This is a genomic window from Neobacillus sp. WH10 (assembly GCF_030123405.1).
Taxonomy (GTDB): Bacteria; Bacillota; Bacilli; order Bacillales; family Cytobacillaceae; genus Neobacillus.
Window position 1 is genome coordinate 1068735 of sequence record NZ_CP126110.1, and the last position, 16642, is coordinate 1085376.

General features: G+C 34.9%; 15 protein-coding genes and 2 pseudogenes. 11 read left to right on the top strand and 6 right to left on the bottom strand.

Features of this window, described 5'->3' with window-relative positions:
• Positions 1-282 precede the first annotated feature (282 nt).
• Together QNH20_RS04915 and QNH20_RS04925 are read left to right on the top strand one after the other, a co-directional pair.
• Complete coding sequence (locus tag QNH20_RS04915) at positions 283-1323, top strand: GGDEF domain-containing protein (RefSeq protein WP_283921793.1); 1041 nt, start codon at positions 283-285, stop codon at positions 1321-1323.
• A gap of 860 nt (positions 1324-2183) precedes the next feature.
• Complete coding sequence (locus QNH20_RS04925) at positions 2184-2525, top strand: hypothetical protein (protein ID WP_283921794.1); 342 nt, start codon at positions 2184-2186, stop codon at positions 2523-2525.
• Positions 2526-2849: 324 nt separating this feature from the next.
• Here QNH20_RS04925 and QNH20_RS27045 read toward each other — a convergent pair.
• Positions 2850-3134: pseudogene (locus QNH20_RS27045) on the bottom strand (DUF4306 domain-containing protein); the annotation flags it as partial.
• Between the two features lie 244 nt (positions 3135-3378).
• On the opposite strand from QNH20_RS27045, the gene QNH20_RS04930 reads away from it, so the two are divergent.
• Positions 3379-3918 (top strand): RNA polymerase sigma factor, encoded by a 540-nt coding sequence (locus tag QNH20_RS04930; RefSeq protein ID WP_283921795.1) that lies wholly within the window; start codon positions 3379-3381, stop codon positions 3916-3918.
• Positions 3881-4702, top strand: coding sequence for a hypothetical protein (locus tag QNH20_RS04935; RefSeq protein ID WP_283921796.1), 822 nt, complete (start codon positions 3881-3883; stop codon positions 4700-4702). Before QNH20_RS04930 ends, QNH20_RS04935 begins: the two co-directional genes overlap by 38 nt.
• Before the next feature lie 178 nt (positions 4703-4880).
• Here the strand turns inward: QNH20_RS04935 and QNH20_RS04940 are convergent, their stop codons facing one another.
• On the bottom strand, positions 4881-7052 hold the full coding sequence (locus tag QNH20_RS04940) for a peptidoglycan D,D-transpeptidase FtsI family protein (protein WP_481858040.1): 2172 nt from the start codon (positions 7050-7052) through the stop codon (positions 4881-4883).
• A gap of 359 nt (positions 7053-7411) precedes the next feature.
• Here QNH20_RS04940 and QNH20_RS04945 point away from each other — a divergent pair, with 359 nt between their 5' ends.
• Positions 7412-8203, top strand: a complete 792-nt coding sequence (locus tag QNH20_RS04945) for a GNAT family N-acetyltransferase (protein WP_283921797.1) — start codon at positions 7412-7414, stop codon at positions 8201-8203.
• Positions 8204-8361: 158 nt separating this feature from the next.
• Here QNH20_RS04945 and QNH20_RS04950 read toward each other — a convergent pair whose 3' ends face one another.
• The 3 genes from QNH20_RS04950 to QNH20_RS04960 all read right to left on the bottom strand — a co-directional run bounded on the left by QNH20_RS04950 (position 8362) and on the right by QNH20_RS04960 (position 10843).
• Positions 8362-9504, bottom strand: a complete 1143-nt coding sequence (locus tag QNH20_RS04950) for a DUF4179 domain-containing protein (protein ID WP_283921798.1) — start codon at positions 9502-9504, stop codon at positions 8362-8364.
• Positions 9501-10067, bottom strand: coding sequence for a sigma-70 family RNA polymerase sigma factor (locus QNH20_RS04955; protein ID WP_283921799.1), 567 nt, complete (start codon positions 10065-10067; stop codon positions 9501-9503). Before QNH20_RS04955 ends, QNH20_RS04950 begins: the two co-directional genes overlap by 4 nt.
• Before the next feature lie 359 nt (positions 10068-10426).
• Positions 10427-10843 (bottom strand): GNAT family N-acetyltransferase, encoded by a 417-nt coding sequence (locus QNH20_RS04960; RefSeq protein ID WP_283921800.1) that lies wholly within the window; start codon positions 10841-10843, stop codon positions 10427-10429.
• A gap of 113 nt (positions 10844-10956) precedes the next feature.
• Here QNH20_RS04960 and pdxR point away from each other — a divergent pair, with 113 nt between their 5' ends.
• Positions 10957-12360, top strand: a complete 1404-nt coding sequence (gene pdxR, locus QNH20_RS04965) for a MocR-like pyridoxine biosynthesis transcription factor PdxR (RefSeq protein WP_283921801.1) — start codon at positions 10957-10959, stop codon at positions 12358-12360.
• A gap of 343 nt (positions 12361-12703) precedes the next feature.
• Entirely contained in the window at positions 12704-12895 is a 192-nt protein-coding gene (locus QNH20_RS04970) for a hypothetical protein (protein ID WP_283921802.1), read from the top strand.
• Positions 12896-12966: 71 nt separating this feature from the next.
• Here QNH20_RS04970 and QNH20_RS04975 read toward each other — a convergent pair whose 3' ends face one another.
• Positions 12967-13440 (bottom strand): DinB family protein, encoded by a 474-nt coding sequence (locus tag QNH20_RS04975; protein WP_283921803.1) that lies wholly within the window; start codon positions 13438-13440, stop codon positions 12967-12969.
• A gap of 67 nt (positions 13441-13507) precedes the next feature.
• Between QNH20_RS04975 and QNH20_RS04980 the strand changes: the two genes are divergently transcribed.
• The 4 genes and pseudogenes from QNH20_RS04980 (at position 13508) to QNH20_RS04990 (ending at position 16628) form a co-directional block, all read left to right on the top strand.
• Entirely contained in the window at positions 13508-14212 is a 705-nt protein-coding gene (locus tag QNH20_RS04980; protein ID WP_283921804.1) for an ArsR/SmtB family transcription factor, read from the top strand.
• Between the two features lie 169 nt (positions 14213-14381).
• Positions 14382-15452, top strand: coding sequence for an undecaprenyldiphospho-muramoylpentapeptide beta-N-acetylglucosaminyltransferase (locus tag QNH20_RS04985; protein ID WP_283921805.1), 1071 nt, complete (start codon positions 14382-14384; stop codon positions 15450-15452).
• A 49-nt stretch (positions 15453-15501) separates the two neighbouring features.
• The gene (locus tag QNH20_RS27050; protein WP_481858042.1) at positions 15502-15753 is read left to right on the top strand and encodes a DUF6886 family protein; all 252 of its coding nucleotides are present in this window, start codon (positions 15502-15504) and stop codon (positions 15751-15753) included.
• A gap of 128 nt (positions 15754-15881) precedes the next feature.
• Positions 15882-16628 (top strand): annotated as a pseudogene (locus QNH20_RS04990) (vWA domain-containing protein).
• Positions 16629-16642 lie beyond the last annotated feature (14 nt).

Here is a 16642-nt window from a genome sequence, read left to right on the forward strand (position 1 = left end):
ATACTACAATCATTAAGCGAGAATGCTATATAAAAGCAGTAAACTTTCAATTACAATAGTTATATAATGACTTTATTTTCCTGCTGTAAATAGAAAAATAGTATAAATTTTTTGTTTCTGCGGAATTAAAATTGGTAAGGCTATTATATAGAAAAAAACACCAAACTAATAAGGATATGGGAGCCGCCGGGATTTGAACGGGGGTCTATTGCCAGTCGTCTGCCGTTTTTGAGGATTTGGGCTGGACTAATCGAATTGATTAGTTGGGGAGAAGGTAATCCGATGTTTTGTAAACAATTTGAATCACTTGATGAACTCAAGAGAAGTGTATACCTGTGGGTTATTCCATGTATTTTTATTGCACTTATTTTAAATACACTAATGCAAAATGTTGATGTTGAAAATATACTTGATTTTATTATAAATAGTACACTTACAGTTTGGTTTGTAATCAGTTGGATTTTTCTATATAAGAATCGTTTTATACGGTTTATTGAGTATTCTAATTTGATTTTGATCAGTGTGTACCATGTCACCACATTTTTTGATGCCGTCCATAATTACTTGAATCAAATTGGCGGATCTTTAGGTGACTTTATTGTTTGGATGCCAATCTACTTTATGTTTGTTTTTTTAACCCTGGGGATAAAGCGTGGTTTTTACTTTTCAATAGGTATTTTCGCCATTACTTTGACAGATGGAATCACGTACATGAACCGCCTTTCCTTAGTGTCGATTGATTCCTTATTCCAATATTACTTCGCAAGCTTTGTCTATATTATTGTCTTTTTATATGCCCAGCATATGTTTAAGTCATGTGCCAAGGTGGAAATGTTTAAAAAGTACGCCTACATAGATGCCTTAACGGGAATTGCCAACCGGCATCAAATTGATGAATGGCTAGAAAATAAGTTAAACGACTGCCAAGAAATGCACATGAGTTTTTCCATCATCTTTTTTGATATCGATCATTTTAAGACGGTTAATGACCTTTATGGACATAAAATTGGTGACTCCGTTTTAAAGGAGTTGGCTGAACTTATCCAAATTAACCTAACCAAACGTGACCTTTTAGGCCGTTGGGGCGGGGAAGAGTTTATTGTGATCACCGATGTTTTAGGGAAGGATGCTGAAAGACTTGCTGAACTTCTTAGAGAAAAGGTTGAAGAACATAGTTTTAATGGCGCGGGTCGACTTACTGCAAGTTTTGGCGTGACACAATCTCACACTGATGATACGATTGATTCCTTATTGAGCAGGGCAGACGAAGGATTATACCAATCAAAGAACTGTGGCAGAAACATGGTTAGTACTATTTGTTAGATTGTCCCTTTGATAAGGGAGTTTCAAAAAATTCTCCCATCAATTAAAAGAAAAAAATCGCAAGGAGGGAATCTCTTGCGATTTTTTCTTTATATATATGGACTTGTTCTGGGGCTTTGCCATTTCACTTTATTTAGAATTTCATATTTTATTAGTAACGAACACATCAAAATGTTAACTGGCCAATTTAATTTAGGGGGTGGAGTTTTGAGAAATAGAAGGAGAAAAAATCCATTTTCATGGTGCATTTTTCCAGGGTATCGATGGTGCGGGCCTGGATGCAGCGGGCCAGGTGCACCCATAAATGATGTAGATGCCTGCTGCCAGAGACATGACCTTTGCCTAAGTCGAGGAATTTCCCCTTGTCAGTGTGATGCTGAATTTATGGAGTGCCTCCGCACTAAAAAGAATAGGTATACGGATAAAGGAAGGAAAGCTGCACTCATGTATGATTTTATGAAAGTAAAGACATCGTTAACATGCGGCCGGCAGTATCGATATAGGTGATTTTTTTTACAACATATAAAGACGGTTGTCAGTTTTAACCATATGAATGAAAAATTCAGCTTCTCATTTTTTGAAAAACATTAAAATTGGTGTTCTTTAATATAATTTTTCCAATATATTGGATACTAATTTAAAAATAATATAAAAAGGGAAAACCGTCGCTATGGCGGTTTTTTAGATAGAAATTGTCTAATCCTACCAAAAAAAGACGAGCAATTGCATTGAAAAAACTTTGAATTTCAGTGAATATAGAGGTAAAGTCGATTTTCGAAAGGGCGAACATAATGTATTTTATCTATTGGTGCCTTAAATTTGGATGGCTTCTGCTGATCATATTCATTGGAAACATTTATTTGAGTAATTTCGGATTATGGTCCTTGGTTATAGGTGTTGCCCTATTTTTATTAGGGAATCTGCTGATCAATAAAAAAATGGACCATTACAGTAAACAATTTTTTTTAAGAAGGTTCCCTGTCTTAGCCGAGTTGGAATCCGGAGAAATCATTCATATTGAACTGAAGAATGGAGAAAATTTACTGAAAAAAGTCTTTATCACTTTATCTAATACTGAAATCTTAATTGGCAAGGAGCCGTTTCCTGTTGTAGAAATAGATAAATTATTAGCTGAAAGCAAGAAGACGCAGTGGATAAGGCTTAGGAATGTAAAAGCCATTAAGAAAGAAGAAACAGCTTAACGGCAAATTTGCTGAATTCCCTAAACCAGTACCTCGCAATCGGCGGGCAGCAAGGAATTATTTATCAAACAGCTGGAATCCATATTGAGGAGAATTCATAATGAAAGGGCTTAGAAGTCTAGGCTCTTTACTTATGTTGGGAAGGTTAATTGATTCCTATTTGAAATTGAGGAACTATCCCTTATGGGTGACAATTACCTCTATTGGCGACCTGTTTTTCTCCTTATTGGGTTGCCAACAATCCCTAGTAAAAATTTTGTAGTCCCATTACAATTTTGACAAAAAGATTGAGAAAAGCACATCAAATCTAACCTCTATATATATTCACCGAGCATTTATATGATTCTCCCGACTTTTTATGATTAAGCGGATGAATAAATAAAGGGCGAATCCAATTAAATATATTCCTGAAATGAGACAAATATACGAAAGAGGTTTTGTTTTTAAAGATATTAAAAAAATATCAATCGGATAAATTTCACTACAATAGTGCACATTCTGTGGTGTAAAAATAAACATCGGCTTGCACTCGGCTTGGGATTCATAGGTAATTTTACTGGTGATAAAAAAAGAATTCATATAGGTGATGATAAAAATAGGTACGCTAAAAACCCAAAAAACCCACCATTTTTTATATTCAGTCTCCTCTAATTTGTTATATTTCCATTATGGTGTAATTTTACACTAAATTCCTAATATTTGAAAGAATTTTTTAATAATTCTCTTTCTATTTTTGAAACTAATCAATAATCATATTGACTGTCTTTTTTTATTGGTAAATTACTGAATTTTAAAAACTGTAACTTTTTTCAATGTATTGCGTCTCTCTAGTATCTAAACGGGAGGAACAGAAATGGAGTCGATTAAAGATCAACTATTTTTTCAGTGGTATGAGGAGTATAGTGTGTCCCTTTTAAAATACATATTCGCAATCGTTCATGAACCTCAAACGGCAGAGGATCTGTTACAGGAAACCTTTCTTAAGGTTTATGAAAAATATGACAGTATTCAAGACGTGGCTAAGGTGAAAAGCTTTTTATTTAGAGCAGCACATAATACAACGATGGATTTTTTTCGCAAAGAATCGAAAGTTAAAAAGCTGCTGAATGTCCTTAAAAAAGAGAATGTTAAATATCCCTCAACAGAAAAAATAGTAGAAATAAAAGAAGAAGGCAGAATGTTATTAACAGCTTTGAAACGACTAAAGCCGTCACAACGTGAGGTATTTGTGTTACGAAAAATGAAGGAGTTTTCTATAAAAGAAACTGCGGAAATATTAGAGTGGTCAGAGGCCAAAGTAAAAACCACTCTCCACAGAGCCACCAATAATCTTGAAAAATTCTTATTGATGGAGGATGAAACAATTGAATGGTCGACAACCGTTAGTTTATAAGGTAAATAAGTTAGAAGAAGAAATCATTTGGGTAAATGAAAGAAAAGATATCGTAAAAAAACTATTGAGTGAAAAAATTGACCAAAAATCTAAGGTGAGGTGGCCTATTCTAAGTTGGGAATGGTTTAAAGTCTCAATGTCATTAGTCGCCGTGTGTTTATTATGCTTTATCCTAATTGGCAACCACGCCAATAAAAAGAATGACTTTCAAGAAATCCATAGTTTAGATTCTGTTAATTACAGCTGGCATAACCTTGAAATTAGACCAGTATTGCCACCAGAGAACATAAAGTTAGCTGGTTTTGAGAGTTATCCATGGATGATTAAGTATAAAAAAAACTTTGATTTAAAGGATTCACAAAAAAGAGCATCATTCAAGATAATGAGACCCTCAATTGATGTAAATATACCATTAGAGATATCAAGAGGAGTAATCGAATATCCCTCTGGACTTTCAGCCAAAAATTTCAAAGGGCCTATAACGATTTGGGATATATGGCATAAAGGGGATAAATGGGTTTACGTAAGCCAGTCTTTAGATGAAGATAGTGAACAATTGATAAATAAAAAGGGAAAAAAGGTGATTTGGAACATTCATTCGAATGAAAAGGTAATTCCTTTCAAAGACAAGGACGCATTTTCTATTACAAGAGATTTAGAGGAATCAGAAAAAAGAATAAGCATGTATGTAAAAAATAAAAATAAACAAGTCATCCATTTTGAATTAAGAGGAAACATTAGTGAAGGCGAACTAATGAAACTTGCACAATCGTATTTGAAATAGACCAATTTATTCATTTTCAATAGACCACATTCGTCAGATAGTTAATCATTAATTTTGCATAAAATAAATTATCCAAAAATCACTCCGATTTTATTAGGAGTGATTTTACGATAGCTAGATCTATTTTCTAGACCAGCTATCGTAACTTTTATACTCCCATACAGAATAATTTCAAATTCTATTCATTTGCATCATTATTGGTTTCAACATTTTGAGTAGTACTAGATGTATCTAATCCTTGGTTTAAGCGAGCGTTTTTTAAATCAAAATATGCTTTAAAAATTTCATCAGCTATTTCTAAATTTGTATGTGTTTTATCAGTGGTTGACCATGGGACAACAACTGAAAGAGCAATTTCAGGATTGTCATATGGAGCATAACCGACAAAGGTTACATTCCATAACATTGGGTGGCCTGGTAAAGGCCCATCATATAATGCTTCTGCTGTTCCTGTCTTCCCAGCAATCTTATATTGTTTATTTTTGATTGTGCCAAATCCTGTGCCTTGGGGATCATTGACGACCAATTTTAACCCCTCTTGAACATGTTTAATCCAAGATTCTTTCATATCCACTTTATTTAATATAGTTGGATTAATTTCTTGAATAATAGGACCTAGTTCATCCGAATTATTATTTGGCTTCCGAATTTCTTTTGCTAAATGCGGTTGAATCCGAAAACCACCATTTGCAATGGTTGAAATATACTGAACAAGTTGTAATGGCGTATATGTGTCATATTGTCCTATCGCAAAGTCTAAAACATTACCGGCAAGAGGCGGGATTTGTCCAGCACCGTATCCCGTTTGTTCACCAGGGAGATCGATTCCCGTTCTAACCCCTAATCCAAATTGAGCAAAGTTTTTTCGGAATTTGTTTATAGCTGCAACTTTGTCGATGCTTAACGGCCCATTTGGGATATACGTTTGTTGCCCGCCAATTTTCATAGCTGTTAAGAACATATATACGTTGGATGATCTTTTTAAAGCATATAAATCATCAATAAAACCAAATCCTACCGAATTCCATGATTTTTTAACATCTGTACCCTTAAACTTCAAAGGTTGGTCATATAAGCTTTGCCCTGGAACGATTGCTCCTGTTTGATACCCGGTTAATACGGTTGCTCCCTTTACAACAGAACCCATTGAATAGGAAGTGGTCATGTTTCCTAATGCAAAATCTCTCACTTCGGTTTTTTTCGTTTCATTATCTACTACATATTGCTTACCGGCCATAGCAAGCATTTCCCCTGTTTTTGGATTCATAACGGAGACTAAGGCTCTATCCATATAGGGCTGACCAACTTTAGCCTGACTTAGTTTATCTTGAATTATCGCATCAACCTTTTGTTGAAGTTCAATATCAATTGATAAAATTAAATCATTCCCACTTTTTCCTTCTTTAAAGACTTGAGATTCCAAAACATTTCCTGATTTATCCGTAACATTCCTTACCGTTTCTTTTTGACCTTGCAAGACTTCCTCATACTGCTGTTCAATATAGCTCTTTCCAACACGATCATTTCTGCTATATCCCTGAGCTAGTAAGTAATCGAGACTATCTTTAGGCAATCCTTCTTTTGAACTTGTTACTTTCCCTAAAACGGAGCTTAATGGTCCATTCCCTTCCGCATCTTTTAATACAAAATCCCTGTCCCAATCCGTTGTTGTATCCACCCCTGGTAAGGAATCAAGGTGTTCACTTACAACCGCATACTCTTCATCGGTCACATCTTTATTTTTTATGATATGGGGTGTTAACGCTTGCCCGCTAGACATCTCGCGAAAAATTGCCAATACTTCTAGCTTTTGTTTCGAAAAAGAATTTAGTTCTTCTTCCGTAATTCTTTCCCTTGTTAAATCATAAATTGCCTTATCATATTCCTTTTTATCTAACTCTTTTTTCTGTAGCCTAGCTTTATCTTTTTTCGTTATTTTGGCATTAGCTAAATTGGGATGTTGCATGATCCAGAAGTCTTGACGATCTCGCTTTGTAATTGATTTGAAATCTTCCTCTGAGTCTTTATTAATGAGATTAGCTAATTCCGTTGCAACGTCTAACATTTCATCTTGTGTAACAGAACTGGGGCGAGTATAAGTAATGGCTTTTAAAGGTTTATTTCCAACAACCAGTTTTCCGTTCGTATCATATATTTTTCCCCGCGGCACAGATGAATTAATTGGAACAATCTCTTTTTGGTCTATCTCCCGCTGAAAATTTTCTCCAAGTACAATCTGTAACATTCCTAGTCGAAGAATGAGAGTTGAAAATAATATAAAGACAACAAAGAATATGATGTTTATTCTAAATGAGACATTCCCTTTTTTCTTTTTTTTCATTTTATTCAATCTAGACAATCCTCTCCATTTGGTAAAACTTTCATCTATTAATCTACTATAATAAAAATACAATATTTTGGAAAGTTGATTTTATGAAAAATTATTTGGATTATGTTAGAGGGCATCTTTTTCCAAAGTGCCTAAATATATTGACTGTATTTTGCTTGTAAAAGTTTCATAAAAACTAGTGCAATTAATTGTTTTATCAATTAATTAAATTGTTATATCATCAAAATACAGAATTATTTAAAAAATAGTGAAGTGAGGGCATTTCTATATGTCTAACCGTGAGAGCCATTCTTACGTATCAGTCCTAGTTTGAGAGGGGATTTTTGAAATATAATTTAGTTTTAATGGAGGAGAATATATTGAACATACTACTACAAAAGGTCTTGGAGCTTGATCTAGCTTACCTTGATACCTTTACAAACCGACAAAACACAACTTGGGGTTCCCTTTTTTATAATGAAGAACAGCCGTCCTATTTTGATGCTAATCATGCGCATATTCATGAGGTTCCCGAAAATCCCAGGGATGTGATAGAAGAAGTGATTCAGTTTTATCAGGAAAGAAATATAATACCGCGCTTTTATCTTTATAATCTTGAAAAACTAGCTCCTTTCATTAAAGAATTAGATTCTTACAAATTTGGCTTTGAGGAACTAGTCAGCCCAATTCAAATCTGGAACAAAGAAATCAATGGGCATAAAAGAAATGATCGCGTTACGATTGAAAGAGTGACGGAAGATAATTTTTATGACGCATTAGAAATTGAATGCAATATTAAGGAGTTTGGCGGAAGGGAAGTGAGGGAAAAGGCTTTTCCTGAGGAGTTTAAACACCCTGCTTTCACTCATTATCTTCTTCGATATGATGGGGAAGCATGTGCAACAGCTTGTATATTTGAACATGGTGATCAAGCGCGTATGGAGAGCGTCGCAACGAAGGAGGAGTTTAGAGGAAAGGGTCTAATTGGCGAGCTGATCTACTTTTTGCAGGCAGAAGTGAAGAAAAGGGGAATGGAGAATTTATGGGTTTTTCCGATAAATGAGAAAATCGAAAAGGTTTATGCGAAATATGGATTTACAACAGCAGGTAAATTTATTACCGGTCATGCCTTTTTAGGTGGGAGAAGTATTAAAGAAATTCAGGAAGGCTGATTGTTTAAAGAATAGTTTAAATATCAAAAAGAACTAAAGCTCAAAATTAATGTAATTACTCAGATTCATACTTACTGGTGAAATCCCCGAGACCTCGCTCTTGATACCAAAAAACAAAGGACTGTCCTTTAATAAGGCAGTCCTATCGATTTATTATATTATTTCTGTATCTTAATAATAATGTCCTCTAATACAAACTCTTCCTTCCCTTTACCTGGCTTTTCTGGTAATGAGATTTCCTTTTTTCCATCATTCGTTATTTCTACTGAAGCAAAATTATCAGAATTGTAATCCCTCAAGGTGATATGGGGAGTGATTATGAGCTTCGTTGCATTCGGGTCTAATTTTTCGAATGTTTTACTTCCACTCACATGATAAGAGCTATCCTTTCTCATTCCCCCATTATCTTCTCCTGAGTATATGTTCCCTAAGTCGTCTTTTATTTCTAATTCAACATCGACACCATCCCATTTGTTTTTAACCATTTCTGTAACCTCTTGGTCATAATAAACGGTAAAAGACATCGGGTTGAAAGAAATTTTTCCGATACTTACTTTTACACCATTTTTTTCAGCGATGCCATCAGTTAATTGGATTTTGCTATCTGTAGCATTTAGACTAAAAGCAAATTTCCAATCCCCTTTTATCACGGTCTGATTATCTGGGTTCTGAATGTGATCAATATCCCAGTTAATATGAGCAACATCTAATTTCTTATCTTCTATATTACTAACAGTGAGTATGCCCACATATTTATTTGTATCAATTTTAGAAGTTTTACCTGTTCCGCCATAAGCTTTCATACCTGTTATTCTTGGCATAGTAATATCTGCATTACCTAAATCCTGTTCACTTTCAATGGTATAAGTTAAAGTTAATGTCTTCCCATCAAAAACGGCATCATTAATCGTGATTTTAACTCCATTACTTTCCTTCGTGATATTTAATTCGCTGGAGAATTTTTTATAATCATAATAAAGTCCCGTTTCTTTATTTTGACTATTTTCTTTTTTGTTATTGTAAAATCCCGGCTTTCCATTATCGAAAAATCGAAAAATATCTTCAATTACGGGGATGTTTCCAGCATAGGCAGGGTAGGCTACAAAGGTTGTTACTGATAAACCTACTATAATGGACGCAGCGGTAACGCTCTTTTTCCAGCTGTTCCTTTTTTTCTTCTTATTTATTTCTTTTTTTAACGACCTTTTTATGTGTGCCTTTTCTAGTTCATTTACTTCCATTTCCTCAAATTCATTCTCGTCTATGTTAAGATCATTTAATAATTCATAGATATCTTTCATATGCCATTTTCCCCCAACTTAAGGTTAGATGCTTTTTTATTTAGTTTCTTTTTTCCTCTATAAATTCGATTGTCAATCGAAGCTTTCGTTAAGCCCAGTTTTATTGATATTTCCTCCGTCTTTATTCCAAGAAAGAACTTCATGATAAAAATATCTCGCTCCATAGGCTCTAATTGATTGATTAACTTGATTAATTCCATCCGATCTTCTAGGATTATTAGTTCATCTTCAATTGATTTTTCTGTATTCAAATCCAAAGTGTTGGAAGTGAATTCTATTTGTTTATTTACTTTTCTGTAATAATCAATGGCTTTAAACTTCGCAATGGCACAAATCCATTTCTTGAAATCATTTGAATCCCCTTGAAACTTTTTTGAATGATCCCAGATTGAAAGAAATATATCATTAATACATTCCTCTATAACACCTTTGTTATTAAGGGGAATGAGAACTTTACAAGTGATCCCCTTGATTAATGGCAAATATTTATCAACAATAAATTCTAATGCGTCTTCTTTTTGTTGCTGCAGTCGCTGTATATAATTTGTATCATTGGCCTTCATGAAACGATTCCCCTTATTTTTTTGTAAAAGCGCTCTTACACTTTATATAACGAAGAAAAAAAGATTTTTTCTCACAATTATACTAAAATTGAGTAATTAAAATAGTAACGGGGGTAGTGTCAAAAGTTTATGAGGATACAAAGTTCTTGAAAGGTGAAAGCAGATATGAATTTAGCTTATATGTAGGAGCTATAGGAGAGGTGATAGTTTGCAAGAACTAAATATTATACACTTTCATCTATCTTGAAAAGAGTTTCAGAATAAAAAAATAAATCCCGGCATTGTCTGTTATTTTAGATATTGCCGGGATTTTTATGGAGAAATCGGACGTTCCTCTATATGAAATAGTTTAGTAAAATTTACTTCGTTCGAGGAATGATATAACCATTTTCTACTTTATCGAATCCAATTCGCGGATAGTAATCAATCGCAGCAGGGGCGGACAGCAGTAATAATGCTACTTCGTCGCCAATCTGTTCTTGGATTAGTCGAACTAATTCTTTTCCAATACCTCGTTTTTGATAGTCTTTGTTCACCGCTAAATCAGATAAATAGCAGCAATAGCAGAAATCTGTGACCGCTCTTGCTACTCCAACTATTTTTTCTTCATCCCATGCGGTAATGAGTAAATCCGCGTGATCAATCATTCGTTGCAAGCGAGGGAGGTCATCAACCGGTCTTCTTATCCCAGAGGTTTTAAATACATCTGATAATTCCTCCGCTGTAACAGCTGCCCCAATCTTAAAGTAGATTCCTTTACCATCTGAAAAATTCATCGTAAACATCATCCCTTCCTTCTTTATATGTTTGATTATAAGAATTATCTGATATGCCCAAAAGGATCAGATATAATATAATTAACCATGCCAGTTTGATGGGAGGGAAAAGAATGTTAGAGATAACTTTTGATTTGGATTACAGGAGTGGGAAACCGTTATATATACAACTCTATAACTTTTTCAAAAATGAAATTCAAGCAGGAAAAATTGACCCCGGGGAAAAGCTGCCCTCAAAAAGGAAACTCGCTCTTTATCTAGGAGTCAGTCAAAATACGATTGAAACAGCGTACGAACAATTACTTGCAGAAGGATATGTAGAAAGTGTGGAGAGGAAGGGTATCTACGTGAAGGAACTCAATCGAGATTTGTTTCTTCACGTTAACGATGTCTTAAATACCACGAAAGAAATAAATGAAGAAGCAAGGGAGCAATATTTATTTGATTTTAGTCAGGGAAATATAGCGCTTGAACATTTTCCGTATACTATTTGGAGAAAGTTAACGATTCAGAGTCTATATGAAGAAAAAAGCTCCTATTTTTTAAATGGCGAACCTCAAGGAGAATTAACGCTCAGAGAGGAAATAGCTAAATACTTGTATCAATCAAGAGGCGTAAGATGTTCGGCCAATCAAATTATTATCGGTGCCGGAACGCAATATTTAATTGCTTTCTTAACGATGATCATAGGGAGAGATGCGGTTTATTCAATGGAGGAACCGGGATTTCATCGAACAAGGGATGCTTTTAAAGACCAAGGAGTTACATTAAAACCAATCCTACTTGATCAAGACGGGATTGATTTAAAACACTTATATGACAGTAATGCAAATGTAACATATGTAACTCCCTCTCACCAATTTCCAAATGGAATGGTTATGCCGATTACAAGAAGAATGGAATTATTAAAATGGGCGGAGGAAAAGGGACGATATATCATTGAAGACGATTATGATGGTGAATTCAGATATAAGGGAAAACCAATCCCGTCCTTACAAGGGTTAGACAATAACGGTAAAGTCATCTATTTAGGGACCTTTTCAAAATCTTTGATTCCTTCGATACGCATTAGTTATATGGTATTACCCAATAGCTTACTTGAAAAATACAGCCAGCATTTTACCATCTACAAGCAGACTGTATCTCGATTGCATCAACATACGCTATGGCAATTTATGATCAATGGGCATTGGGAAAGGCATTTAAATAAAATGAGAACCGTCTATCGGAAGAAGCAAAATACATTGATCAGCTCAATTGAAAATTATATGGGTCGACAAGCCACCATTATTGGAGATGACGCAGGCTTACACATTTTATTAAGCCTGCAAAATCATATGCCAGAAATAGAACTAATTGAAAGGGCTAAAGAAAATAAAGTAAAAGTGTATCCAACCTCTGTTTATTATGAGAATAATCATCCTGAACAAAAGCCGATGATCCTATTAGGTTTTGGTGGTTTAACTGAGAATCAAATAGAGCTAGGAATTCGATTATTAAAAGAAGCGTGGGGATGAAAAAATAGGTTTGTTGCTCGTACTATTAGTTTTGAGTTTTTAATTGAGCCCGTTTTTGGAAGATCAAAAGGATGAAACTAAGTTGTATTTACTTAAGCACTATTTTCTGATTATCGTTTATCCCTAATGAAGGCCAAATCAGGTTGGATTTCCTCTCGAAAAGTTCTTCATTGTCCTTATGAAGGCCAAATCAGGTTGGATTCATTCACGAAAATGCCTTCATCGCCCTAATGAAGGCCAAATCGGTTTGATTTTTTCACGAAACTTCATCGCCCTAATGAAGGCCAAATCGTGTTTGATTTTTTCACGAAAATGCCTTCATCGCCCTAATGAAGGCCAAATCGTGTTTGATTTTTTCACGAAAATGCCTTCATTGCCATATGAAGGCCAAATCGATTTGGATTTTCTCACGAAAATGCCTTCATTGCCATATGAAGGCCAAATCGATTTGATTTTTTCACAAAAATGCCTTCATCGCCCTGATGAAGGCCAAATCGTGTTTGATTTTTTCACGAAAATGCCTTCATCGTCCTAATGAAGGCCAAATCGATTTGGATTTACTCACAAAAAGTCCTTCATCAAATAATTTTAAATGTACCTAAAAATTTAGTCCCATATCAATGGTCTCTCTAAACCGACCATTCGTAAGTATTGTAAGAATTGTCCTGTATGAACCGCATCATGGTAGGCAATCCGTAAAAGCATATCACCTAAATATCGCTGATAGCCAACGTCGCTTCGATCAATAAGTTGAGACTCTAACTCCTTAGCTGTAAGGGATTGAACATATGAAATAAAATCATCAAAATACGGTTTCGATAGTTCAATCTCTTTTTCAACAGATTGGATAGGTTCTTGATCGAATGGTGCAGGTATTTCTTCTTTAACTGACCCACTATTTCTTAAAACCATATGATAATAGAAACTTGCACTCCATACATGACGTATCATTTCCCCAAAGGTCAACGCCTCTTTATCGGGTCGCCAGTCAATCCAGCTATCAGGAAGCGATCTCCATAATATAATAGAGCGCCGGCGGGTTTCTTTTAAATTCAATATAATAAGATCAATTGCATTCATACTAAATTCCTCCTTGTTATCATTCGGTATCATTGTAATAAAAATACATTTAGGGTAACATCGAAATATGAATGTATATCCGAATTTTTCATATATTGCAAAACTAATGGCTGAACCGACAAGAGCCACCATTTTAGATTGTCTAATGAATGGTCAAGCATTTCCGGCTAGTGAATTAGCTTATATGGCGAAAGTATCACATCCAACGATTAGTTCCCATCTTGCTAAACTGGTTGAAGGGAATTTACTTGTTATGGAACATTACGGTCGACACCGCTATTATCGACTTGCTAGTAAGGAAGTAGCAGAAGTGATCGAAAAGTTAGGAACAATCGCACCACCAGTTGAAATTCGATCATTACGACAGTCTAGCCAATTGAAGCAGGTCCGTTTTGGCCGAACTTGTTATGATCATCTTGCAGGAGAACTTGGTGTAAAAGTAACCGAAGCCCTAATTGAAAAAGAAATAGTATATCTTGAGGATGGTTTATACGCTGTAACAAAGAAAGGAAGAAAGTGGTTTCTTCAATTTGGAATTAATATTGATGAAGCAAATACAAAAAGGAGGATATTTGCAAAGCCCTGTCTTGATTGGAGTGAGAGACGCTATCATATTTCTGGCTGGTTAGGGTCGACAATTGCAACTCGTTTTTTTGAAAACAGATGGATTATAAAAACAGAAAAGACCCGTGCTGTTCAACTTACACCAAAAGGAATAGATGCATTAAAAAATCATTTTGGTATTACGATTGAAAAGGATAGAATAAATTGATTTTACTAGAAAAGCCTGTCAATTGACGGGCTTTTCAATTAATAAAACTTTTTTTGTTTATTTTAACATAAATATCCAACTTATCTTAGGGTTTAGTAAATAAATGGAATTATGAGCCCGGATTACATATAATGAATACTACAAAATACTGAAGGTTTCTGGAGGATGTATGGCGAACAAAACGATTGTGTTTACTGGCGGCGGTTCGGCGGGTCATGTCACCCCAAATATTGCGATTATCAATGAATTGGGCACAGATTGGGCGATTCAATATATTGGTTCTAAAAAGGGGATTGAAAAAGAGCTAATAAGGAAAATAAATATCCCCTATTATGGGATTAGCAGTGGGAAACTTAGAAGATATATAGACTTTGAAAACTTTGTCGATCTTTTCAGGGTGATGAAAGGATGTATGGAGGCACGGAAGATTTTAAAGAAACTGAAACCTGATCTTGTGTTCTCTAAAGGTGGTTTTGTTTCAGTCCCGGTTATTATTGCTGCTAAATCATTAAGAATCCCGATCTTTATCCATGAAAGTGATATGACACCTGGATTAGCTAATAAAATTTCGCAAAGGTTTGCTACAAAAATATTTACCTCTTTTGAAGAGACGAAGAAATTTTTTCCGAAAAATAAAACAATGGTTATTGGTTCGCCGATTAGAAGAGAAGTTTTCAACGGTTCGAGGGAAAAAGGTAGGAAGTTCCTTGGCTTTCACTTAAACCTTCCCATCTTGACCATAATGGGTGGCAGTTTAGGTGCCAAGAAAATTAATGAGGCAGTTAGGGAGTCATTAAATCAGCTAACTGAAAGGTATCAAATTGTGCATTTATGCGGTAAGGGCAATATAGATACCAATTTTTCTAACGTTCCCGGATATAGGCAATTTGAATATGTTCATGAAGAACTGCCAGATATTTTAGCTGCTACAGATTTTGTTATTACAAGAGGCGGTTCCAATGCTATTTTTGAATTTTTAGCATTAAATATCCCGATGCTAATTATCCCCTTAAGTTTACAACAAAGCAGGGGCGACCAAATTTTAAACGCTAAGGCTTTCGAAGAAAAGGGGTACTCCCTTACTTTAGAGGAAGAGAATCTAACTAGTGAATCTTTAGTAAATTATATAGAGACAGTTAAGAAAAGAAGCAACGAAATTCGAAGGAACATGAAACGCTCACGAAAAGGGGAGGCATTGCAAACTCTTGTAAATGAAATTAATAAAACTTCATTAACTTAATCTTAAAAACGTTTATTTTGGTGGGAATTTATAATGCTACTTCATTTTAGTGAGAATCCGAATAATAAAGTTTATACCTCAAACGACTGAAGGTATGCCTTCTGTGGTCTGGGCGATTGATGAAGAGCACTCTGTCAATTATTACTTCCCAAGAGATTGCCCCCTTGTAATCTATTTAAAGTCAAACAATATCAGTGCGGACGACGAAAAGTTAGAATCATATATCAAAGGCAAGGATTCGTTAGCTAGCGAAATTGAGAGAAAAGCAGTAGCTTGGTATCAAACTGTGAAAAATATATAGGAACGATGAAAAGTTATGGCTGTTGATCCAGCCTATTTTTTTTGAATAAATTAGGATAATATTGGATTTTGGTGTAGCTTGAATATTATACTAATTATGGATCATTTTAACCATGAGGAGGATGGCAAGTGGCAACCATCGATTTACAGAAAAAAAGTGTAAAGATTGTTTTGGAAAAGAAGAATCTAGCAGCGGTAACGGCAAGAGTAGGGTTGGTTTTAGATATTACGGGGTCTATGAGAACCTTGTATAAGAATGGTACGGTTCAAAAAGTAGTTGAGCGAATATTAGCGATTGCCTCTCAGTTTGATGATGATGGTGTGTTAGATGTATGGGTTTATGATAATGAGTTTTCTAGATTAAAGCCTGTTACAGAGAGAGATTTTGATGGTTATGTGGACCGAATTATTCTTGAGGACGAGTTAGTACATAAATTCGGCAGAAATGATGAACCTCCTGTGATGAAGGACGTTTTAAGAAAGTATCTTGAAGAGGATCCAAGCAAGGATCCCGTATATATAGTTTTTATCAACGATGGGGGCTGCAAAAAATCAATAAAGCCTATAATTGAAAGCTCGGCAAAACATCCGGTATTTTGGCAGTTTGTTGGAATTGGCAATGGCAATTTTGATTTTCTGAGTAAAATAGATACCTTGGAAGGAAGAGTAGTAGATAACGCAAACTTCTTGCATATTGAAGAAATCGAGAAGATTTCTGATGATCAGCTATATAATTCTTTATTAAATGAATTTCCGAGCTGGTTAAAGGAAGCAAAGTAAATGGGGATAGTTACTACTGATAAAGTGGAGCAGGAATCATCTAGGGAGTCAGAACCGAAGAGGCAGGGCTTTTGGGGCAAATTATTTGGCCGGTAAACTAAAGCGATTAA

Bases quoted from the DNA above. Each gene is read 5' to 3' on its own strand.
- QNH20_RS04950 (WP_283921798.1), bottom strand. From the start codon at position 9,504: ATGAAAGATATCTATGAATTATTAAATGATCTTAACATAGACGAGAAT.
- QNH20_RS04975 (WP_283921803.1), bottom strand. From the start codon at position 13,440: ATGAATGCAATTGATCTTATTATATTGAATTTAAAAGAAACCCGCCGG.
- QNH20_RS04930 (WP_283921795.1), top strand. From the start codon at position 3,379: ATGGAGTCGATTAAAGATCAACTATTTTTTCAGTGGTATGAGGAGTAT.
- QNH20_RS04955 (WP_283921799.1), bottom strand. From the start codon at position 10,067: ATGAAGGCCAATGATACAAATTATATACAGCGACTGCAGCAACAAAAA.
- QNH20_RS04935 (WP_283921796.1), top strand. From the start codon at position 3,881: ATGAAACAATTGAATGGTCGACAACCGTTAGTTTATAAGGTAAATAAG.
- QNH20_RS04980 (WP_283921804.1), top strand. From the start codon at position 13,508: ATGAATGTATATCCGAATTTTTCATATATTGCAAAACTAATGGCTGAA.
- QNH20_RS04960 (WP_283921800.1), bottom strand. From the start codon at position 10,843: ATGAATTTTTCAGATGGTAAAGGAATCTACTTTAAGATTGGGGCAGCT.
- pdxR (WP_283921801.1), top strand. From the start codon at position 10,957: ATGTTAGAGATAACTTTTGATTTGGATTACAGGAGTGGGAAACCGTTA.
- QNH20_RS04915 (WP_283921793.1), top strand. From the start codon at position 283: ATGTTTTGTAAACAATTTGAATCACTTGATGAACTCAAGAGAAGTGTA.
- QNH20_RS04985 (WP_283921805.1), top strand. From the start codon at position 14,382: ATGGCGAACAAAACGATTGTGTTTACTGGCGGCGGTTCGGCGGGTCAT.